16 protein-coding genes are annotated in these 19,875 nt (G+C 63.7%); 6 read left to right on the top strand and 10 right to left on the bottom strand.

Annotated elements, in window-relative coordinates; genetic code table 11:
* Nucleotides 1-5 precede the first annotated feature (5 nt).
* The 5 genes from ACUXVH_RS15920 to ACUXVH_RS15900 form a co-directional block, all read right to left on the bottom strand.
* The gene (locus tag ACUXVH_RS15920; RefSeq protein ID WP_011061492.1) at nt 6-1,787 is read right to left on the bottom strand and encodes a type I secretion system permease/ATPase; all 1,782 of its coding nucleotides are present in this window, start codon (nt 1,785-1,787) and stop codon (nt 6-8) included.
* Nucleotides 1,788-1,996: 209 nt separating this feature from the next.
* Nucleotides 1,997-2,383, bottom strand: a complete 387-nt coding sequence (locus ACUXVH_RS15915) for an AprI/Inh family metalloprotease inhibitor (protein ID WP_011061493.1) — start codon at nt 2,381-2,383, stop codon at nt 1,997-1,999.
* 93 nt (nt 2,384-2,476) lie between these two features.
* Nucleotides 2,477-3,925: a serralysin family metalloprotease gene (locus ACUXVH_RS15910; RefSeq protein WP_011061494.1), complete on the bottom strand. Its 1,449-nt coding sequence runs from the start codon at nt 3,923-3,925 to the stop codon at nt 2,477-2,479.
* A 299-nt stretch (nt 3,926-4,224) separates the two neighbouring features.
* On the bottom strand, nt 4,225-5,325 hold the full coding sequence (locus tag ACUXVH_RS15905; protein ID WP_065364150.1) for a DmpA family aminopeptidase: 1,101 nt from the start codon (nt 5,323-5,325) through the stop codon (nt 4,225-4,227).
* Between the two features lie 9 nt (nt 5,326-5,334).
* Entirely contained in the window at nt 5,335-6,699 is a 1,365-nt protein-coding gene (locus tag ACUXVH_RS15900) for an APC family permease (protein WP_065364151.1), read from the bottom strand.
* A 204-nt stretch (nt 6,700-6,903) separates the two neighbouring features.
* Here ACUXVH_RS15900 and ACUXVH_RS15895 point away from each other — a divergent pair, with 204 nt between their 5' ends.
* A complete protein-coding gene (locus ACUXVH_RS15895; protein WP_015635760.1) occupies nt 6,904-7,707 on the top strand; it encodes a helix-turn-helix transcriptional regulator in 804 nt (267 codons plus the stop codon).
* Between the two features lie 380 nt (nt 7,708-8,087).
* Here ACUXVH_RS15895 and feaR read toward each other — a convergent pair whose 3' ends face one another.
* From feaR to ACUXVH_RS15875, 4 genes are all read right to left on the bottom strand, one after another.
* Nucleotides 8,088-9,026, bottom strand: coding sequence for a transcriptional regulator FeaR (gene feaR / locus ACUXVH_RS15890; protein WP_019095317.1), 939 nt, complete (start codon nt 9,024-9,026; stop codon nt 8,088-8,090).
* 149 nt (nt 9,027-9,175) lie between these two features.
* Complete coding sequence (locus ACUXVH_RS15885; protein ID WP_065364152.1) at nt 9,176-9,769, bottom strand: DUF3156 family protein; 594 nt, start codon at nt 9,767-9,769, stop codon at nt 9,176-9,178.
* Entirely contained in the window at nt 9,735-11,255 is a 1,521-nt protein-coding gene (locus ACUXVH_RS15880; protein ID WP_015635763.1) for an APC family permease, read from the bottom strand. The genes ACUXVH_RS15885 and ACUXVH_RS15880 overlap by 35 nt, the downstream gene beginning before the upstream one ends.
* Before the next feature lie 252 nt (nt 11,256-11,507).
* Complete coding sequence (locus ACUXVH_RS15875; RefSeq protein ID WP_011061501.1) at nt 11,508-12,995, bottom strand: aldehyde dehydrogenase family protein; 1,488 nt, start codon at nt 12,993-12,995, stop codon at nt 11,508-11,510.
* A gap of 284 nt (nt 12,996-13,279) precedes the next feature.
* On the opposite strand from ACUXVH_RS15875, the gene ACUXVH_RS15870 reads away from it, so the two are divergent.
* The 5 genes from ACUXVH_RS15870 (at nt 13,280) to ACUXVH_RS15850 (ending at nt 18,586) form a co-directional block, all read left to right on the top strand.
* Nucleotides 13,280-14,614, top strand: coding sequence for an aspartate aminotransferase family protein (locus ACUXVH_RS15870; protein WP_019095320.1), 1,335 nt, complete (start codon nt 13,280-13,282; stop codon nt 14,612-14,614).
* Nucleotides 14,615-14,789: 175 nt separating this feature from the next.
* On the top strand, nt 14,790-15,464 hold the full coding sequence (locus tag ACUXVH_RS15865; protein ID WP_011061504.1) for a helix-turn-helix transcriptional regulator: 675 nt from the start codon (nt 14,790-14,792) through the stop codon (nt 15,462-15,464).
* A gap of 87 nt (nt 15,465-15,551) precedes the next feature.
* Complete coding sequence (locus ACUXVH_RS15860; RefSeq protein ID WP_065364153.1) at nt 15,552-16,367, top strand: molybdenum cofactor biosynthesis F family protein; 816 nt, start codon at nt 15,552-15,554, stop codon at nt 16,365-16,367.
* A gap of 78 nt (nt 16,368-16,445) precedes the next feature.
* Nucleotides 16,446-17,828 (top strand): aspartate aminotransferase family protein, encoded by a 1,383-nt coding sequence (locus ACUXVH_RS15855; protein ID WP_065364154.1) that lies wholly within the window; start codon nt 16,446-16,448, stop codon nt 17,826-17,828.
* Complete coding sequence (locus ACUXVH_RS15850; protein ID WP_019095324.1) at nt 17,825-18,586, top strand: SDR family oxidoreductase; 762 nt, start codon at nt 17,825-17,827, stop codon at nt 18,584-18,586. The genes ACUXVH_RS15855 and ACUXVH_RS15850 overlap by 4 nt, the downstream gene beginning before the upstream one ends.
* A 163-nt stretch (nt 18,587-18,749) precedes the next feature.
* Here ACUXVH_RS15850 and ACUXVH_RS15845 read toward each other — a convergent pair whose 3' ends face one another.
* Nucleotides 18,750-19,841 carry a polyamine ABC transporter substrate-binding protein gene (locus ACUXVH_RS15845; RefSeq protein WP_015635769.1) on the bottom strand — a complete coding sequence of 364 codons (1,092 nt, stop codon included), beginning with the start codon at nt 19,839-19,841 and terminating at the stop codon, nt 18,750-18,752.
* Nucleotides 19,842-19,875 lie beyond the last annotated feature (34 nt).

The following is a 19,875-nucleotide window of genomic DNA, read 5'->3' as shown; positions in this document are numbered from 1 at the left end:
CTTGCTCATGCGCCTGAATTCCGTGTCGGAGCCTGGTATTGCCGGCTCATGCTGAGGCCGCCGGGTGCCGCTGCAACGGGCTTGGGCGCCTCCTGGGCCTGGGCTTGCTGGCCGCCGGCCAGGGCCTTGAGCACTTCCTGGCTCGGGCCGAAGGCCTGCAAGCGGCCTTCGTTGAGTACCAGCAGTTTGTCGGCCAGGGCCAGCACCGAGGAACGGTGGGTCACCAGCACCACGCTGGTGCCCCGGGCCTTGAGCTGGGCAATGGCCGCCGCCAGGGCACTTTCGCCCACGGTATCGAGGTTGGAATTGGGTTCGTCCAGCACCACCAGGCTCGGGCTGCCATACAGCGCCCGGGCCAGGGCCACCCGCTGCTTCTGGCCACCGGACAGGCCGCTGCCGTCATCGCCGAGCACGGTGTCGTAGCCCTGGGGCAGGCGCAGGATCAGCTCATGCACCCCGGCCATCTGCGCGGCCTGGACCACCTGCTCCGGGTCGGCCTGGCGAAAGCGTGCGATGTTCTCGGCGATGCTGCCGGTAAACAGCTCGATATCCTGGGGCAGATAGCCGATGTAGGGCCCCAGTTCGTCGCGGTTCCAGCGATGGATATCGGCCCCGTCCAGGCGCACGGTGCCGCCCAGGGTTGGCCATACGCCCACCAGTACCCGGGCCAGGGTCGACTTGCCGGAACCGGAGGCCCCCAGCACGCCAAGCACTTCGCCGGCATTGATGCTGAAGTTCACCTGTTGCAGGGTCGCCATCCGCCGTCCGGGCGGGCCGGCGCTGACCTGCTCGAAGCTCACCTGCCCCTTGGGCGCCGGCAAGGACATCGCCGTATCGCTGGGCGGGAACTCGCGCAGCAGTGCATCCAGGCGGCCGTAGGCCAGCTTGGCCGAACTCCATTGTTTCCACACCGCGATCAACTGGTCGATGGGGCTCAGCACCCGGCCCATGAGGATCGAACCGGCAATCATCATCCCGGCGGTCATGTCGCCCTTGATCACCAGCAAGGCACCCAGGCCCAGCACCAGGGATTGCAGGCACAGGCGCAAGGTCTTGCTCAGGGAGCTGATCACCGAGCCGGTATCGCTGGCCTGGTTCTGCAGGCCGAGGAAGCGCGAGTGCACGGCGAACCAGCGTTTGCGCAAGGCGCCGAGCATGCCCATGGCCTGGATGGTTTCGGCGTTGTGCAGGTGGCTGGTGGCCAGCTGGGTGGAACGCTGCGAAAAACCGCTGGCCTCGGCCAGGTCCTTCTTGGTCATCGCTTCGTTGAGGTACGCCAGGGCAATCAGCAACAACGCGCCTACAGTGGCGAACACTCCGAGCCAGACGTTGAAGGCGTAGATCACCAGCAGGTAGATGGGGAACCAGGGTGCATCGAAGAAGGCGAACAGTGCCGGCCCGGTGAGGAACTGGCGAATATGGGTCAAATCCCCCAGGGACTGCCCCGCATGGCCCTCGCCCCGGGACAGGTTGCGCTCGAACGCGGCCTGGTAGACCCGCAGGTTGAAGCGGCGCTCCAGCTGGCTGCCGATGCGGATCACGATAAAGCTGCGCAGCACTTCCAGAAGACCGATAAAGACGAAGAAGCCCACCACCATCAATGACAGCATCACCAGGGTGGTTTCATTCTGCGACGACAGTACCCGGTCGTAGACCTGCAACATATAGATGGAAGGCACCAGCATCAGCACGTTAATCAACGCAGTGAAACAACCGACACTGATGAGGATGCCCTTATATTCGCCCAGTGCCTTGAACAGTGGTGCAGGATGATTGTTCTTCACCATTTCTAACATTTTCCCTGAGCTGTTAATCCGCGCCCGCTAGCGTGGAACCAATGTAGCCTACAACTAACAACCCGCACTACTTAGTTGCTGAATCCTGCGGACACGAATAATTCGGACAGCTGTATCCAACAGCAGCCCGAACATGTTCCTGCCGGCCAAGAGAGTGGCGATATAATGGCAGTCGTTTATTAGACGAACACACTCATCGCTTAATTAGCGGCGCGTTGTAACACAATCAGACCGTCGGCTTTCAGGCGGGCTTCGTAGAGGCCCTCTTTCTGGCGACTGAAGAAAATGATTTTCGAGCCTTCGCGGCCGGTAATGGCAATGCCATCGGGCTCCGGGAACCAGCCCACCGCGGCTTCCCCGAGCCATTTCGACAGGCAGTCGGCGCCGTCGCCCAGGGCGGCGTTGTGCAACAGGTCCAGGGTGCAACCTTCAGCGGGTGCGGCTGCCTGTTGCAGCTGCCAGTGTCCAACCAGTTCCGAGGGGTCCGCCAAGCGCAGGCTGCTTGCCATGGTGATTGCTCCATAAAAGATCATCAGTGTCGCCAGCAGCCATCGGGCCGCCCGGCAACAGGAAATATGCAGGGTCATAGGGTGCTCCGTTCGCCCGGTAGACTCGCTCAGGCCAGGGCCCAAAGCAAGAACGCAGAGCCGCTCGACTGCGCGGCCCTGTGCTCATTTCACTCAGGCGACGATGTCGCTGACCGCTGCCTGGCCCACGGTGCTGACCAGGAAGTCCGCCACGCCATGCCCGGAGAAGTCCACGGACAAGGTGCTCACACCCCCGGAGGTGGTGAGGATCGCGTCACCCGCCGCGCCGGTGAAGGCGTTGACAAAGTGCAGGCCGGCGCCCTTGGTGATCCCGGTCAGATCGATCTTGTCCAGGCCGCTGACAAAATCCATGATCTGGTCGGCCGCACCCGGCTTGGAGTCGGTGCTGGCGGCGAACACGAAGGTGTCCGAGCCCGAGCCGCCCCACAGCTGATCTGCACCGCCGGCGCCGTAGATGATGTCGTTGCCGGCACCACCCTTGAGCACGTTGGCGGCGTTGTTGCCAATCAACAGGTCGTTGCCCGAACCGCCGATGGCGTTCTCCACGGTCACGCCCTGAGCGATGGAAACGTTACCCACCATGCCGCCAACGTCGGAGAACGAGGCTTCATTGAGGTTGATCTTCTGGTTCTGGGTGAAACCGGAGAAGTCCAGGGTATCGTTGCCGCCACCGTCCCACACCGAGAACACCAGCTTGTCGGAAGACGAGCTGGCGCTGTAGAAATCACGCCCGGTGTTGGAGTTGAAGCCGTAGGTGGTATCGCCGGCACGGGTGCTGTAGTTGGCACCGTAGAGTTTCTGGATAGCCGCGATATCGTCCATCAGCGGGCCGGACGAATAGGCTTCGACCCCGCCCTTACTGAAGTTCTGGCTGGTATTGCTTTCACTCCAGTAGCTCATGACGCTGTAGCCACGGGTGTCCTGACCGTAGCTGGCGTCCTTGTAGCTGGGGTTGCCTTCGCCGGCGTTGTAGTCGCCAGGGTGAGCCAGGCCCAGGGTGTGACCGATCTCATGGGTCAGGGTCTGACGGCCATAGTTGTTCAGGTCGGGGTTCTTGTTCTGGGTGTAGCTGCTGTTGATCAGGTACCACGAGGTGCCGTCGTAGCCGGCGCCGGTACCTGGCAGGTAGGCAAATGCCGCCGCGCCATCCTGGCCACCGCTGTAGTTGCCGAAGGTCATGTGGGCGTCGCCACCCGAGGCTTTCTCGGTAAACACGACGTTGGCCACGTCCGCCCAGGACTGCATGGCCAGGACTGCCTGGGCCTTCTGCTGGGCGCTGAACTGGCTGAACCCAGAGATGCCATGCTTGTACATGGTGCTCGAGGAAGCCGAGGTCAGGAAGGTATAGGTCAGATCGATCTTGCCGTTACCGTTCAGGTCCTTGTAGGCAGCGCCGTCACGCAGCAGTTGCGTGGCGGCCTGGTCGACCGAGAACGAAGGTTTGCCATTGACCGTGAGATTGCCGCCACGATCGTATTGGTGGCTGAAGCTATTGATCTGGTTATACGCCGAACTTGCTGCGGCCAAAGGCACCAGTTGTTGTTCGGCAGATGCAATAGCGTTCTCTGTTACTTTCGACATAAACACACTTCCTTGTAATCAATGGAACAGTTTTTGTCAGATAGCGACAATCCCTGGCGAGATCGTCCTATCACTCGCCCTAAGCAGGCGCAAGAAAACTGACACAATTTGAAATCAGGCGTCCACTACTTTTTTGACGTCAAATCTCACTGTTCCAGCGAACTCCAGCAAACAATGACTGTACAGTCGAAAGATTCTTTTCCAACTGATTAACGGCAGTCATTGTCCGACAATCTACAATTTAATTATTAAATATCCATATAAACAGTTATGTCGACCGCGTCGCACTTCTTAGTCCGTTAACTTCTGTTCCAACCAGTTAGTTCCAATGTTTCCAGCAACACTTGCGCAGTCAGGGCCGGCACTTGCACGCCGTCGGCGCTGGTCATGGGCACCCCCGCCAGCAGGGCGTTGATGATGGCTTCCTCCACCGCTTCGGCGGCTGCGCTGAACAAGGGCGAGATGTGATCGTTGTTGAGCATCGCCAGCGGTGTGCTGAAACCCAGGCCCTTGCGCCCGTAGTCCGCCGTCGGCAAGTCCCGGTTTCCCGTGGCAAAGGCCAGGAAGATATCGCCGCTGGAATCCTCGGTGCCTCCGCCGGTGCGGGCGATGCCGATGGATGCGCGCTGGGCCAGGCGCTGGCACTGGTGCGGCAACAGCGGCGCATCGGTGGCCAGTATCACCACGATCGAGCCCATGCCCGGGGTCCCGCGCTCGGCAAACGGCGAAGGGATATGCCCCAGCCGGCGCCCCACTGGATAGCCATCGACCCGCAGTTCCTCGCGCTTGCCGTGGTTGGCCTGGACCAGGGCGCCGACGGTGTAGCCGCCCTGCTCGGCCGTCAGCCGCCGCGACGCCGTACCGATGCCGCCCTTGAACTCATGGCAGATCATCCCGGTGCCGCCGCCGACCGCGCCCTCGGTCACCGGCCCGGACTCGGCGCAGGCCATGGCTTCGCGCACCTGCTGCACACCCACATGCTGGCCCCAGATGTCATTCAACAGGCCGTCGTAGGTTTCCATCACCACTGGCATGCACCAGTACACCGCCGGGTCTTGCAATGCCTCGCGCTCCAGGGCGATCAAGGCATCGCGCACCACGCCCACACTGTGGGTGTTGGTGATCGCCAGCGGCGTGGTCAGGGTGCCGGCCTCGCGAATCCACTCCAGGCCCGTGGCATCGCCATTGCCGTTGAGCACATGGCAACCGGCAAAGCACGGCTGCTGGCGGGCGTGGCCGGCCCGGGGCTGGACCAGGGTAACCCCAGTGCGCACCTGCTTGCCGTCCACACTGGCATTCAAGGTGCTGTGGCCGACCCGCACCCCGGGAACATCGGTGATCGCATTGAACGGGCCTGGCGTCCCCAGGCCCAGGTGGATGCCCAATTGACGTGCTCGCATAACCACTCCTTACAGTTTCTGAAACGCCGGGCTGTACCGGCCGTTGGTGCCATAGAGGATCACCGACAGCGCCAGCAGCCCGATGATGACCATGATGTCCCGCAGGGACGCTTCGAGGAACAGATTGACCAGCAGGTAACCCGCACCGAGCACCGCCAGCAAGGCCGGCAGCGGCCACAGTGGCATGCGGTAGGGATGCTCGCGGTCGCGCAGCAGTACCCGGCTCATCAGCGCGCTGAGGGCGACGATCAGGTACACCAGCATGATCAGCAGCACGCTGAAGGACGTCAGGTCCGCCAGGTTCGAGCTGAAGCTCAGCACCGCCGAGGGAATGGCCAGGAACAGGGTCGCCAGCCAGGGTGAATCCCAGCGCGGGTGAATGCGGGTGAACAGGCGATTGATAGTGGGCGTCCACAGCGCATCGCGGCCACTGCTGAACACCACCCGACCGATCTGGATGACGATGGCGACAATGGCATTGAACACCGAAAGGAAAATCCCGCCGCTGACCACCCGGGCCAGGGTCTCGTTGCCATGGCTGGTGAGCAGGTAACCGATGGGGTCGGGGCTGGCGAGCATCGCGCTCAAGGACGGCGCGCCGATCAGCAGCGCGGTGAGCGGCACCAGTTCGATGATCACCACCAGCACCAGGGACCACAGCACCGCCTTGTGCACCCCGCGGCCCTTGCATTTCATGTCTTCGGCCAGCAGCACCGCCGGGCCGTAGCCGTTGTAGGAAAACAGGCCGATGCCCACCGCGCCGATCACCAGTGCCCAGGGCGCCAGTTGCAAGGCGCCGTGATCGACGATCTGCGGTTTCAGCAGAATGCTCACCGGCTGCGAGGCATTGCCGAAGCCGAGCCAGACGATCACCAGCAAGGCCGCCACTTCCAGCAGCAGGCACGTGCCGGTGATCCAGGCATTGAGCTTGATATTGAGGATGCCCAGCAGGTAACTGCAGACCACGATCACCAGGGCCACGGTCTGGGAATCGAAGTTCGTGCCCAGGGCGTTGTTCAGGTAGGTGGCGGCACCAGTGGCCAGCACCGGCGGAATGAACAGCAGCATCACCAGCACCGTGAGGAAGGTGGCATAGCCGGCCATGCCGCCGAACACTCGCTTGGCGTATACATACTCGCCGCCGGCGCTGTTGTGGGCGCGGCCCAGCTCGGCGTAGCAAAAGGCGAACATCAGGGCCAGCAACCCGGCCATGACGAAGGCCAGGAACACCCCGCTACCGGCCTGATGGATGGCGAAGGGGGCGATCACGAACACTGAACTGGCGGGGGTCACACCGGACACGGTGATGGCCACCACATCGAACACACTCAAGGTAGGTTTCAGCGCACCGTCGGGCGCAGAGGGAGAGCTCATATCGTTATCCTCGTGTTTATTGTTGGTCTGAGGCAGAAACGAAATTCATCGGGCGGGTGCGTTCTGGGGCGCACTTGCCGGGAGCTACTCTAGGCAGATGCAGACCATCACCCAATTCCCCTATTGGAGTACTCCCCTTGACGACGGCGGTTAAATCGACGAAACCGGGCCACGACATTTCAGCGGATCAACGGAGCAACGCCTTTGAGTAACCTGTTCAGGGAAGTGGGCCTGCATGCCGGCCTGGGCCGCACCCTCACATTGATCGGCAATCCACGCTTCTGGAAACAGCTGATCCTGCTGCTGCACCAGGCTACGCCGTTCGACAACGCCCTGGCGATCTTCTACCCGCTGGACGGCCCGCCCCGGGCCCTGGAGGAATATGACGCCGAACCCAGCAGCAAGCCGGCGTCCATGCTCACCTACCTCAACGGCCTGTACCTGCTGGACCCCTTCTTCCAGGCCTGTCGCGAAGGCTACCCCAGCGGCCTGTACCGCCTGGAAGAAGTGGCCCCGGACCATTTTCGCCAGAGCGAATACTTTCTCAGCTACTTTCACGACAACGTCCTGGAAGACGAAGTGCAGTTGATTCTGCAACTGCCCGAGGCTGGCACCCTGTCGCTTTCCCTGGGCAGCCAGCGCGTCTTCAGCCACGACGAGATCGGCCTGCTCACCACCTTTTCAGCCTGGGTACTGCCGCTGATGGAGCAGCACTGGCAACACAGCCAGGCCCGTCCCCAAGGCCCTGCGCCCCAGGAAATGGCCAGCCAGATCCGCGACGCCCTGAGCCATTTCGGCAGCGCCGTACTTTCGGAGCGGGAGCTGGAGATAGCCCGCCTGATCCTCCGGGGATTTTCTTCAAAGGCCATGGCGGAACGGCTGAAGATCTCGCCGGACACCATCAAGGTCCACCGCCGCCACCTCTACGCCAAGCTGGATATCTCCAGCCAGCCGGAGCTGTTCTCGCTGTTTATCCAATCCCTGGGGCACGACCTGGAAAATCCGTGATTGCCGGTCTGCCAGCAGCCATCCGCCGCCCGTCATCCGCTATCTGCTATCTGCTATCTGCTATCTGCTATCTGCTATCTGCTATCGGTAGGAGCTGGCTTGCCAGCGAAGGCGCACTCAAGAGCGACGCATGCCTTGCGGTCCTTTTCGTCGGCAAGCCGGCTCCTACAGACGAAGGCGCACTCAAGAGTGGCGCATGCCTTGCGGCCTTCTTCGCCGGCAAGCCGGCTCCTACAGACGAAGGCGCAATCAAGAGCGACGCATGCCTTGCGGCCTTATTCGCCGGCAAGCCGGCTCCTACAGACGAAGGCGCACTCAAGAGCGGCGCATGCCTTGCGGTGCGGCCGCCGGCAACGACGGCGGCCGCAAGGGCCATGCCGTCAGGCGTTCAGGGACCGGGCGCGGAAATCCCGGGGCGATTGTTCGAAATGCTTCTTGAAGGTGCGGCTGAAATGCGCCGAATCGGTGAAGCCCCATTTGAAGGCAATGTCGGTGATGGATTCGTTGCGCAGGTGCGGATTGCTCAGGTCCGCGGCGCTGCGCTTGAGCCGCGAGCGCTGGATGAAGCGGCAAACGCTGTCCCCCTGCTCCTCGAACAACCGGTACAGCTGGCGCACCGAGATATTCAGCTGGCCGGCCAGTGATACCGGAGTCAGGCCCGGCTCATTGAGGGACTGGCTGATCAACTGCCGCGCCTGATCACGCAGGCATCCGCCATGCAGGCCCTCGTCAAAGCCGTCCAGGCTGTTGACGGTCTGGCGCAAGGTCGGACCGAGCAGAGCAATCAGGGCTTCCTGCAAGGCCTGCCCTTCCTGCTGGGCCGCACAACCCTGCAATTCGCCGGCGCAGATCTGCTCCACCAGCAAACGCATCAGGCGCCCGCTGGCGCAATTTTGCGACAGCTTGCCGAACTTGCGCTGCTGGGCCGGCAGGTGGCGGTAGACCTCCTCCCGGCACAGATGGAACGAAGCATGCTCGATCAGGCCATGGGGCACGATCTCGCAGGCTCCGGCGGAGTCCAGCAGCGCCATGTCCCCCGGGGCCAGTTCGACACTTTCGCCGCCCTGGCTCAAGCGCGCATGGCCGCTGCGCTGGATGATGAGGAAGCAATGGCGATCGTCCTCATGATCGACCTTAGTGCTCTGGCGGGAGATCAGCCCGGCGTTGGTGCGGATCTGCGCCACCTCCAGCCCGGCGTAATCCTGCATGCCCACTTCACCAATGAACAAGGCGGGATTGCGCGCCGGACGGGCATCGAATCGACCGCAGACGCCCTGCAGGGCGCCCACCCAGGAACTGAAACTATGCGAAGCAAGCACTGTGCACCTCCAGAAGCCGGTTCCAACCGCCTTTGTTGTTATGGCGATATCATTAACATGTTATCTATTTGCCAGGCAAGGCGCCTGACAGCATGGATAGTCTGTTATGGCTTAAGCAGGCTGTATGCCAGCGCTTACGGTTATGTCCCTCAGAAATCTCGCAGTAGCTTGTACAACTCAGTGAAGCTGCCCAGTAGCGCCGCCCGCTGTTCAGCGCTCAAGCGGATATAACGGCGGAACCCGGGCAGGCGGTTGACCACTTCGCTGGCGCCGAAATGCTCCAGGTGCACCTGCCAGCCCTGGGCATCGCGCCGCAATTCCAGGTGTTTGAAATCCAGGGGCAACAGGTGCTCCAGCAAGCGCTGGTCACTGCACAGGCGCTGTAGCAGCGGCGCCCATTCAGCGTCCTCCCCCGTGAGCAGCCGAGCTGCGACGCCCTGGCGGCGGATCGTGCCAGTGTGACGCAGACGGATCCGCGCCTGCCGGGCCGTGTCGCAAGGCACCGGCAGGCGCCACTCACAGGCCACGATATGCATCAGGAACTGCGCCTGGGCGCGCTCTTGCACCTCGAACCTCAAACCGTTTTGCGGGCAATGAAAACCGCCCTGCACCTGGCTCTGTGCAGTGAAATCGAGCCCCGCCAGATCCCGACGCAACTGCCCCAGGGTCAGCCCCGGGCGATAGCCCGATGGCGCGCGGTTCCACAGTTCAAAGAGGTTTTGCCGCCAGCTTGAAAGATTCATCAGGCGCGCTCTCCCGTAGGTTATGGGCGGTATCCGGGTTCAGGCCCAGCGCCTGTTCCAGCACCTCCTCCACCGGCACCGGGCGAAACGGATTGACCTTCTGCACCAGCAGGGTCCAGACCAGCGCATAGATCGCGGTCAGGCCCAGCATGCTGCCGAAAGGCACATAGATGTCCCGCGGATTCATGCCCGGCGGCGTGATGAACCACATGCCCAGCAGGATGCCCACCGAAGACAGGATCTGCGGCAGCGGAAACCACGGCGACTTGTAGGCCCGGGGCAGGTCCGGCCGGCGAATGCGCAGCATCACCACTGACAGGGTGACCAGCAGATAGGCAGTGCTCCAGGCACAGACCGCCGCCAGTACCAGGTGCATGATGCTGTCGGTGCTGCCCCCCAGCCACCAGGCATGCAGGCAGGGAATCAGCACGGCTACGGCAATGCACAGCAACGGCGTCTTGAAGCGCGGGTGCAGGTAAGTGAAGACCTTCGGCAACGCCCCATCCAGAGCCATGCCGTAAAGGATCCGCGGCAAGCCGGCCATCAGCGTGTTGATGGTGGCGGCGCCGGCGAACAGCAGGCCGATGCCCAGCCAGATACGGCCGAAGGGCCCCATGATCTGCTCGGCAAAATGCGGAATGGCCATGGGCGTATCCAGCAGGTGCACGCTGCCATCCTCGCTCAGGGCGATGTTTTCCACCTGGCGCTTCATCGCCGCGCCGTAGATGAACATGCACACCGCTACCCCCACCAGCCCCAGGGCCATGGCCCGGGGAATGGTCTTGGCGGCCTTGCGCACATCCGGCGTCAGGGGCGTGACGAATTCACAGCCGACGAACATGAACATGGCCATGCCCACCAGGGACAGGATGGTCGGCAGGTCGGTACCCACCATTGAGGCGCCGAACCAGCCATCGAGCTGCACCGCCGGTGCCTTGAGCACCCCGAGCACGCCAAAGATGATCAGGGTGGTCCACATGCCGAAGGTCAGGATCACCTCGGCACGGCTGAAGGCGGTGATGCCCACGGCGTTCAGCGCACCGAAGAACAGCACCAGCCCCACCCCCACCAGCCAGGCACTGCCGCTCTGCTCCAGCAGGGTGTTGAGGGACTCGAAGTTAACCAGGGCCATGACTCCACTGAGAATGGTCTCCGCGGTACCGGCGAACACGTGCACGATCAGGTAGGCGGACAAGGTCCCGGTGATGGCGAAAAAACGCCCCAGGCCACAGGCCAGGTAGTCATAGACCGAACCGTTGGTGGGCAGCAGGCAGGCCGCTTCGGCGAAGGTGGTGGATTGCGCCAGCATCATCACCAGGGCGATCACCATCGCCATGGCAAAGGCGCCGCCGCCGATACCAAAGCCCGTGGTGGCCGTGAGGATCACCGGGCTGGCCATGATCAAGCCCACGGCACTGGCCAGGGCCGTGGGAAAGCCGACTACACCTTGATCCAGGTGGCGGCTGAGTCTGTCGTTGAGCGACATGGTGGTAAACCTCGAAAGCATGGGTTGATGATTGTTGTTCTAGGCATTTCAAGGGCACGCCTGATGGCGGAGTGCTTGGCTGTCTGACGCAGCTGTCTTCATGTTCACACCCTGTAGGCGCTGGCTCGCCAGCGAAGGCGCCGGCAGGATCACCGCCCAATCCAGGGGCCTCTTCGTCGGCCAGCCGGCTCCTACAGTAAACCGGTTGGCCCTGCCCCCGCAGGGGCCGGCTGGCCGGCGAAGGCGTTCGGCTCAATAAGCGATGCACACCGACTTGTTCTCGGTGTAGGCCTCGATGGCCGCATGGCCCATCTCGCGACCGATGCCCGACTGCTTGTAGCCACCGAAGGGCATCGACGGGTCCAGCATGTTGTGGGTGTTGACCCAGACAGTGCCGGCCTTGATCTGCGGAATCAGCTGCATGACCCGCCCCAGGTCGTTGGACCAGATGCTCGCCCCCAGCCCGTACTGGTTGTCATTGGCCAGGCCCACCACTTCGTCCAGGGTGTCGAAGGGCGTGGCCACCACCACCGGGCCGAAGATTTCCTCGCGCACCAGTTGCTGGTCGGCGTGCACATCGGCCACCACCGTCGGGCGCACATAGAAGCCCCGCTCGCCATGGGCGACACCGCCACAGAGCAGCCGGGCGCCCTCTTCGACTCCGCGCTGGACCATCTGCAGCACGCGCTTCTGCTGCTTGGCGGAAATCAGCGGATTGATCTGTGCCTGCTCGTCCAGCCCCGGCCCGATGCTCAGGGACCCGGCAATGGCCACCAGGCGCTCCAGCACCTCGTTATAGATACGGCGCTGGATGTACAGCCGCGAACCCGCCGTGCACACCTGCCCCTGGTTGAAGAAGATCGCCCCGGCGGCGCCGGCGGCGGCGGTCTGCGGGTCGCAGTCGTCAAGCACGATCACCGGCGATTTGCCGCCCAGCTCCAGGGAAAAACGGGTCATGTTGTCCACCGCGGCATGGCCGATCAGCTTGCCCACCTGGGTCGAGCCGGTGAACGCCAGCTTGTCGATTCCCGAATGCGCGGCCAGGGCCGCGCCGGCCTGGGCGCCACTGCCGGTGACCACGTTGACCACCCCGGGGGCGATCCCCGCTTCCAGGCACAACTGGCCCAGGCGCAACGCGGTCAGCGGGGTTTCGTCCGCCGGCTTGAGCACCACGGTGCAGCCACAGGCCAGGGCCGGAACGATTTTCCAGATGGCCATCAGCAGCGGGAAGTTCCAGGGCACGATGGCCCCCACCACGCCCACCGGCTCCGGCACGGTGTAGGCCCGGTACTGCGCCCCGGGCACTGCGGCGATGGAAACATCCAGGCTCTTGCCCTCGATCTTGGTGGCCCAGCCAGCCATGTAGCGGGTGAACTCTGCGGCCGCTCCCACCTCCAGGGCCCGGGCCAGGTGGATCGACTGGCCGTTGTTGAGGGTTTCCAACTGCGCCAGTTCCTCGCCATTGGCTTCCAGCAGGTCCGCCAGCTTCAGCAGCAGGCGCTCGCGGTCGGCGGGGCGCTGCGCCTTCCAGCTACCCTCGAAGGCCCGACGTGCGGCGTTCACCGCCAGGTCGATATCGGCCTGGGCAGCTGCCGCGACCTCGGCCAATTGTTCGCCACTGGCGGGGTTGTACACCGCCATCCGCGCACCGCTGAGGGCCGGCTGGCTGTGACCGTCGATCAGCAGGCCATGCTGACTGTCTATGAATGCAGCGACACGTGGGTCGATGGCAACGCTCATCTTGAATCCTCGCAGGTAGACCTAGTTCGAGATGGACTTTGAGCGCAAAGGCGCACGCCGTCTTGACCCTGGCTGCCGCGAAACTTGGCCCTGGCTGCCAGCCCCGCCAGGGCCTTCGCTGGCAAGCCAGCCCCCGCAGGTGCGCGCCATTGGCCGGCGAACAGGCGCGCAAACCCGCCACTGGCAGCCTGGGTCAAGTGCCCTGGCACACAGAGGCAAGCCAGGGGCGCATAAATGACGCACTAATATCTCCACGCTGTCCGTGCGTTATCAGGAGACTCAACGTGAGCGAACCAAGCCGTTTCTGGCACCCCATGCTGCACCCCAACGAAATGAAGCAACGCGAGCCGATCCGCATCGTCCGTGGCGACGGCTGCTATGTGTATGACGACAAGGGCCACCAGCTGGTGGATGGCGTTGCCGGGTTGTGGAACGTCAACGTCGGCCACAACCGTAAGGAAGTGAAGGCGGCGATCACCGCGCAACTTGATGAACTGGAATACTTCCAGCTGTTCGACGGGGTCAGCCATCCCCGGGCCGAAGAACTGTCGCGGGTGGTGATGAACCTGCTGGAACCCGAGGACATGCGCCGGGTGGCCTTCAGCTCCGGCGGCTCGGACGCCATCGAAAGCGCTTTGAAGCTGGCCCGCCAGTACTGGAAGCTCGAAGGCCAGGCCGACCGCACCAAGTTCATTTCCCTGCGCCAGGGCTACCACGGCACCCACTTCGGCGGCGCCTCGGTCAACGGCAACACGGTGTTCCGCCGCAACTACGAGCCGCTGCTGCCGGGCTGCTACCACATCGATACCCCCTGGCTGTACCGCAACCCCTACAGCCAGGACCCGGAAGAGCTGGGCAAGATCTGCGCCGACCTGCTGGAGCGGGAAATCCAGTTCCAGAGCCCGGACACCGTCGCCGCCTTCATTGCCGAGCCGATCCAGGGCGCTGGCGGCGTGATAGTGCCACCGGCCAACTACTGGCCGCTGATCCGCGAAGTCTGCGACAAGTACGGCGTATTGCTGATCGCCGACGAAGTGGTCACCGGCTTCGGTCGCAGCGGCTCGATGTTCGGCAGCCGCCTGTGGGGCGTCAAGCCCGACATCATGTGCCTGGCCAAGGGCATCACCTCGGGCTACATCCCCCTGGGTGCCACGGTGGTCAACCGGCGCATCGAGGAAGCCTTCGAGAAGAACGCCAACTTCACCGGGGCCATCATGCATGGCTACACCTACTCCGGGCACCCGGTAGCCTGCGCCGCCGCCCTGGCGTGCCTGGACATCGTGGTCAAGGAGGACCTGCCGGCCAACGCCGCGAAAATGGGCGACTACATGCTCGACAAGCTGCAGCCCTTCGTCGAGCGCTTCGACACCGTCGGCGAAGTGCGCGGCAAGGGCCTGATGCTGGCCCTGGACCTGGTGGCGGACAAGACCACCCGCGAACCCATCGACCCCATGAGCGGCTACGCCAATCAGGTGGCACAGATCGCCCGGGACAACGGGGTCATGGTGCGCCCGGTGGGCACCAAGATCATTCTCTCGCCGCCCCTGGTGATCCAGCAGGCACAGGCCGATGCCATAGTCGACGCCCTGGCCGAAGGCTTGAGCAAGGCCCGCCGCTAACCCCGGCAGCAGGCTGCGATCGAGGCAATCACGATCGCAGCCTGCGGCGCTGGAGGCTTGCCAGGCACGCCCAGCAGGGTTTCACTGTGGCAGTCCGGGTTCCGGACAGGATCAATCCACGTCCTTGCGCCCCTTTCACCGAGCCACTGCCCCAGGTGCAGCCAGGAGCCATCCGATGAACGCACCCGCCTCCCTGCCCGGCCCCCATGAACTGGGCCACCGCTGCATCGCCGCTTTCACCCGGGTAGTACCCGCCAGCCTCTGCGCCTTCTACCGCATCGATGCCCAACTGCAGGCCCGGGATTTTTCGCTGTACCGCATGCCGGAGCAGATGCACCAGGCCTACCTGCAGCACTTTCGCCACTACGACCCCCTGCAACCTCGTCACTGCGCCGCGGCGGGGCGCCCGGTGCTGTCTCTGCACATGGGCATGGCCCACCAGGGCCATCACGAGAGCGAGGTTTATCAGGGGTTCCTGCAGCGCCATGGGGTACTGGATGTGGTGGAAATCCTGGCCTGCGATGGCGAACGACCGGTCGCCGGCCTGTCGCTGCTGCGCGACGTCGGGCTGGGGCACTTCAGCGTGGAGGAACTGGGCACCCTGCATGCCTTGCAAGGCCTGCTGGAGATTGCGGCCCTGGCGCCCTGGTCCCAGGTCGATGAGCGCCTGTCGGGCCTGACACCCCGGGAGCGGGAAATCGCCTGGCTGCTGCGCGACGGCGCAGACAACAAGACCATCGCCCGGCGCCTGGACCTGGGCCTGCCCACGGTCAAGACCCACTTGATCAACCTGTTCCGCAAGGTCGGCGCCAGTAACCGTACGGAGCTGGTCAGGGCGCTGTTCCTGTAAAGCCCGGGCACTTCAACCATAAGGTTGATGGGCAACCCGGGGCTGGCGGCCGAACATGCAGCTCTCCTTGCTGACAAGAGCCTTGCCATGAACCCGCAACCTGAATGGATCACCGTCGGAGCCCTCGCCGACGGCTTTGCCGAAGACAATCACATCCTCCCGGCGGTCGACGACCTGGCCGGTCGCCGCCTGACCCTGCACTTCGACAACCACTGGCAGATCGAACACCATTACGCCGCCCACACCCTGCGCTGGAACAACGTCGGGGAAGCGGCCGGCGCCGAGTTGCCCTATCGCGCAACCTGCCTGCGCCCCGGCATCTACCTGGTGGACTTCCTCAAGCACGAACAGGGGCAGATCCACTCGGTGAGCCTGGTCCTGGACCTTGAGCAGCAATGCTTCAGCGCCGTCATCGGGCAGATGCCCAGCCAGGCCGAATCCAGCGTCGACCTTTTCAGCCGGGCCCTGGCCGGTGGCGAGCTGACCTCGGTCAAGGCCCAGTTTCTCCACGGCGCCATCGACACGCCGGTCACCGCCAGCACGCCACGCCATGAACCCACCGATGAACTGGTGGGCCTGCGCAACCGGTACATCTACAGCGCCAGCGAGGCCTACGAGCACATCTACCTGAATGCCAACTTCTACAGCTGGCAATGCCTGCGGGGCGTCGAACAGGGGCTGGCGGATACCGACCGCTGCCACTACTACAAGATCGCCGAGCAGCTGTACCTGTTCGTCTGGCGAGAAAAGATCGTCCCGACCCTGGGCCTGGTGCTGATCGACCTCAAGGCCGGTCGCAGCGACGGCAAGATCTTCGGCTACCAGGGTGCCGACTTCAGCAGCGCCGCCAACTTTCCGGTGGGAGCCCTGGCAGAGGTGCTCAACCGTACCCGGCACCGCTGATACCCGCCCCCTGGCTCCAGGCTGCCGGCCCAGGCCGGCACCTGGGCCAGCCAGCCCTCTTCCTCACAGGACACTGCCATGACTCTGGGCCTCGATCTGCAACGCGTCGCCAGTTGCTACCAGACCGAACTGCAACTGTTTGCCGAGAAACACCCGCGCTCCGGCGCTTTCTACCAGGAAAACCTCCAGCATTGGCTGTACGGCGCGCCCTTGCACTGGATGCAGCAATGGCCCGGCTCCTACCCGATCATGGTGGCCGACGCCCAGGGCGCGACCCTCACCGATTGCGACGGTCATCACTACGTGGACTTTGCCCTGGGTGACACCGGAGCGATGTTCGGCCACGCCCAACCGGCGGTCGCCGCTGCCATCGCCGAACAGGCACTGCATGGTTCGACCCTGATGCTGCCCACGGCCGACAGCCTGTGGGTCGGCAAGGAACTGACCCGGCGCTTTGGCCTGCCCTACTGGCAGGTCACCACCTCGGCCACCGACGCCAACCGTTTTGTCCTGCGCCTGTGCCGGATGATCACCGGGCGGCAGAAGGTCCTGGTATTCAACTGCAACTACCACGGCAGCGTCGACGAGTCCCAGGTGGAGTTCGACGCCCAGGGCCAGATGATCCCGCGGGACGGCGTGCACGCCAACGGCCTGCAGCACCAGGCCACCACGCGGCTGGTGGAGTTCAACGACCTGCCGGCCCTGGAAGCGGCCCTGGCCCATGGCGACGTGGCCGCGGTACTCACCGAACCCTTCATGACCAACGTCGGCATGGTGCCGCCAGCCCCGGGCTTTCATGATGGCCTGCGGGAGCTGACCCGGCGCTTCGAGGTGCCGCTGATCATCGACGAGACCCATACCCTGTCCTGCGGCCCCGGCGGCTATTGCGGCGAGCACGGGTTGCAGCCGGATTTCTTCGTTCTCGGCAAATCCATCGCCGGTGGCATTCCCACGGCGGTCTGGGGCGCCAGCCAGGCCATGGCCGAACGGATCTGGCAGGTGCTGCCGCATTTCCAGCCGGGCCAGGCGATCAACCATTTCGGCTTCGGCGGCACTCTGGCCGGCAACGCCCTGCAGATGGCGGCCATGCGCGCCACCTTCAGCGAAGTGATGAACGAGGCCAGCTACGCCCATATGTTCCATCTCGCCGAGCGCCTGCGGGCCGGGGTCGAAGCCATAATCCACAAGCACCGCCTGCCCTGGCATGTGACCCGCATCGGTGCCCGGGTCGAATACCTGTTCATGCAGCAGCCTCCGCGCAACGGCGGCGAGGCCCATCATGCCCGCCATGGGCTGATCGAAGCCTATCTGCACCTGTACCTGCTCAATCGCGGGGTGTTGCTGACGCCGTTCCACAACATGGCGCTGCTGTGCCCGACCGCCAGCGAGGCGCAGGTCGACCTGCACAACCTCCTGCTGGACCAGTGCCTGGCCCAGGTTCTGCCAGGAGCCGGCTCATGAGCCAGGATCTGCGTGGGCGCATCGCCCTGGTCACCGGTTCCGGCCAGGGCATCGGCCGGGCCATCGCCCAACTGTTCGCCGCCCAGGGGGCCAGGGTCATGCTGGCGACCCGCAGCGCGGCATCAGGCGATGAAACCCTGCGGCTGATTCGCCAAGCCGGCGGCACCGCCGAACTGCTGCCTGTGGACCTGGGCACCCGCAATGCCGCCGAACAGGCAGTGGCGGCAACCCTGGAGGCCTTCGGCGGCCTCGACCTGCTGCTGCACAATGCCGCGATCTTTCCGATGCAGAAGCTGGCCGAACTGGAGGATGAAACCTTGGACAGCACCCTGGCGGTGAACCTGAAAAGCTGCTTCTGGCTGACTCGGGCCGCCTTGCCCGCGTTGCGTCGGTCCCAGCAGCCGAGGATCGTCATCACCTCCTCGGTCACCGGCCCGCGCACGGCGATTCCCGGGCTCGCCCACTACGCGGCCTCCAAGGCCGGGGTCAATGGTTTTATCCGCGCTGCCGCGCTGGAGCTGGCGGAATATGCAATCACGGTCAACGGCGTGGAGCCCGGGCTGATTGCCACCCAGGCCATGGACAATCTCGGCGACGCTTCGACCCTGGCTTCGAGCATTCCCCTGAAGCGCCTGGGCAGTGCCGAGGATATTGCCTGGGCCATGCTGTTCCTGGCGTCACGGCAAGCGGGCTATATCACCGGCCAGACCCTGGTGGTGGATGGCGGCGCCCTGCTCCCGGAAAACACCCAGCTATAGAAACTGCCGCCCTCCACACCGGCACCTAAGAGGCGGACCGGCTGGCGCCCTCCAGGGAGAACGACGGGCGTAGGAGCTGGCCTGCCAGCGAAGGCGACCCCGAGCGCAACACAGGGCTTGAGGCCCTCTTCGCCGGCAAGCCGGCTCCTACGAAGGGGTCAGGTCAGCTGCCGCTGCGGATCTTGTTCCACAGGCGGGTGCGGATGCGGTCGATGTCCAGCGGCATGGCCTCCAGGGCAAACAGCTTGCCCATCATTTCCGGGCTCGGATAGACCTTGGTGTCGTTCTTGATGGCCGGGTCGATCAGGCTGTCGGCCTGCAGGTTGCCATTGGCGTAGTGCACGTAGTTGCTCACGCCGGCCATCACTTCGGGGCGCAGCAGGTAGTTCATGAAGGCATAGCCGGCCTGCTCATCCGGGGCATCCACTGGCATGGCCACCATGTCGAACCAGATCGGCGAGCCTTCCTTGGGAATCGAGTAGCCGATCTCCACCCCGTTCTTCGCCTCCCTGGCACGGCTTTCCGCTTGCAGGATGTCGCCGGAGAATCCCACCGCCACGCAGATATTGCCGTTGGCCAGGTCGCTGGTGTACTTCGACGAGTGGAAGTAGCTGACATAAGGCCGGACCTTCATCAGCAACGCCTCGGCCTGCTTGTAGTCAGCCGGGTTCTTGCTGTGGTGCGCCAGCCCGAGGTAATTGAGAGCGGTAGGGATCAGTTCCGGGCCGTTGTCGAGGATCGCCACCCCGCACTTCTGCAGCTTCTGCATGTACTCGGGCTTGAAGATCAGGTCCCAGGAATCCAGTGGGGCATCGTTGCCCAGCACTTCCTTGATCTTGGCCACGTTGTAGCCAATGCCGGTGCTGCCCCAGAGGTAGGGGAAGCCGTGCTGGTTGCCCGGGTCGTTGACCTCCAGGGCCTTGAGCAGCACCGGGTTGAGGTTCTTCCAGTTGGGCAGCTGGCTCTTGTCGAGCTTCTTCAGTGCCCCGCCCTGAATCTGCCGGGCCATGAAGTGGTTGGAAGGAAACACCACGTCATACCCGGATTTTCCGGTCATCAACTTGCCGTCCAGGGTCTCGTTGCTGTCATAGACGTCGTAGGTGAAACCAATCCCGGTTTCCTTCTGGAAGGCCTTGGTGGTGTCCGGGGCGATGTAGTCCGACCAGTTGTAGATCTTCACCGTATCGGCCTGGGCCAGGGACGTGGCCAGGAACAACGGGCTGAGCAATAGCAACGCGCAAGTCTTGCGGATCATGAGTCGATACCTGTGGCTGGTTTTGTTGTTGGCA

This window comes from Pseudomonas sp. 8(2025) (assembly GCF_052665325.1).
The sequence above is the reverse complement of the archived record's forward strand: the minus strand, read 5'-3'. Positions and strand labels throughout refer to the sequence as shown.

Coding starts and splice junctions, on each gene's coding strand:
- ACUXVH_RS15920 (WP_011061492.1), bottom strand. CDS start 1,787: ATGGTGAAGAACAATCATCCTGCACCACTGTTCAAGGCACTGGGCGAA.
- ACUXVH_RS15915 (WP_011061493.1), bottom strand. CDS start 2,383: ATGACCCTGCATATTTCCTGTTGCCGGGCGGCCCGATGGCTGCTGGCG.
- ACUXVH_RS15910 (WP_011061494.1), bottom strand. CDS start 3,925: ATGTCGAAAGTAACAGAGAACGCTATTGCATCTGCCGAACAACAACTG.
- ACUXVH_RS15905 (WP_065364150.1), bottom strand. CDS start 5,325: ATGCGAGCACGTCAATTGGGCATCCACCTGGGCCTGGGGACGCCAGGC.
- ACUXVH_RS15900 (WP_065364151.1), bottom strand. CDS start 6,699: ATGAGCTCTCCCTCTGCGCCCGACGGTGCGCTGAAACCTACCTTGAGT.
- ACUXVH_RS15885 (WP_065364152.1), bottom strand. CDS start 9,769: ATGAATCTTTCAAGCTGGCGGCAAAACCTCTTTGAACTGTGGAACCGC.
- ACUXVH_RS15880 (WP_015635763.1), bottom strand. CDS start 11,255: ATGTCGCTCAACGACAGACTCAGCCGCCACCTGGATCAAGGTGTAGTC.
- ACUXVH_RS15875 (WP_011061501.1), bottom strand. CDS start 12,995: ATGAGCGTTGCCATCGACCCACGTGTCGCTGCATTCATAGACAGTCAG.
- ACUXVH_RS15865 (WP_011061504.1), top strand. CDS start 14,790: ATGAACGCACCCGCCTCCCTGCCCGGCCCCCATGAACTGGGCCACCGC.
- ACUXVH_RS15860 (WP_065364153.1), top strand. CDS start 15,552: ATGAACCCGCAACCTGAATGGATCACCGTCGGAGCCCTCGCCGACGGC.
- ACUXVH_RS15855 (WP_065364154.1), top strand. CDS start 16,446: ATGACTCTGGGCCTCGATCTGCAACGCGTCGCCAGTTGCTACCAGACC.
- ACUXVH_RS15850 (WP_019095324.1), top strand. CDS start 17,825: ATGAGCCAGGATCTGCGTGGGCGCATCGCCCTGGTCACCGGTTCCGGC.
- ACUXVH_RS15845 (WP_015635769.1), bottom strand. CDS start 19,841: ATGATCCGCAAGACTTGCGCGTTGCTATTGCTCAGCCCGTTGTTCCTG.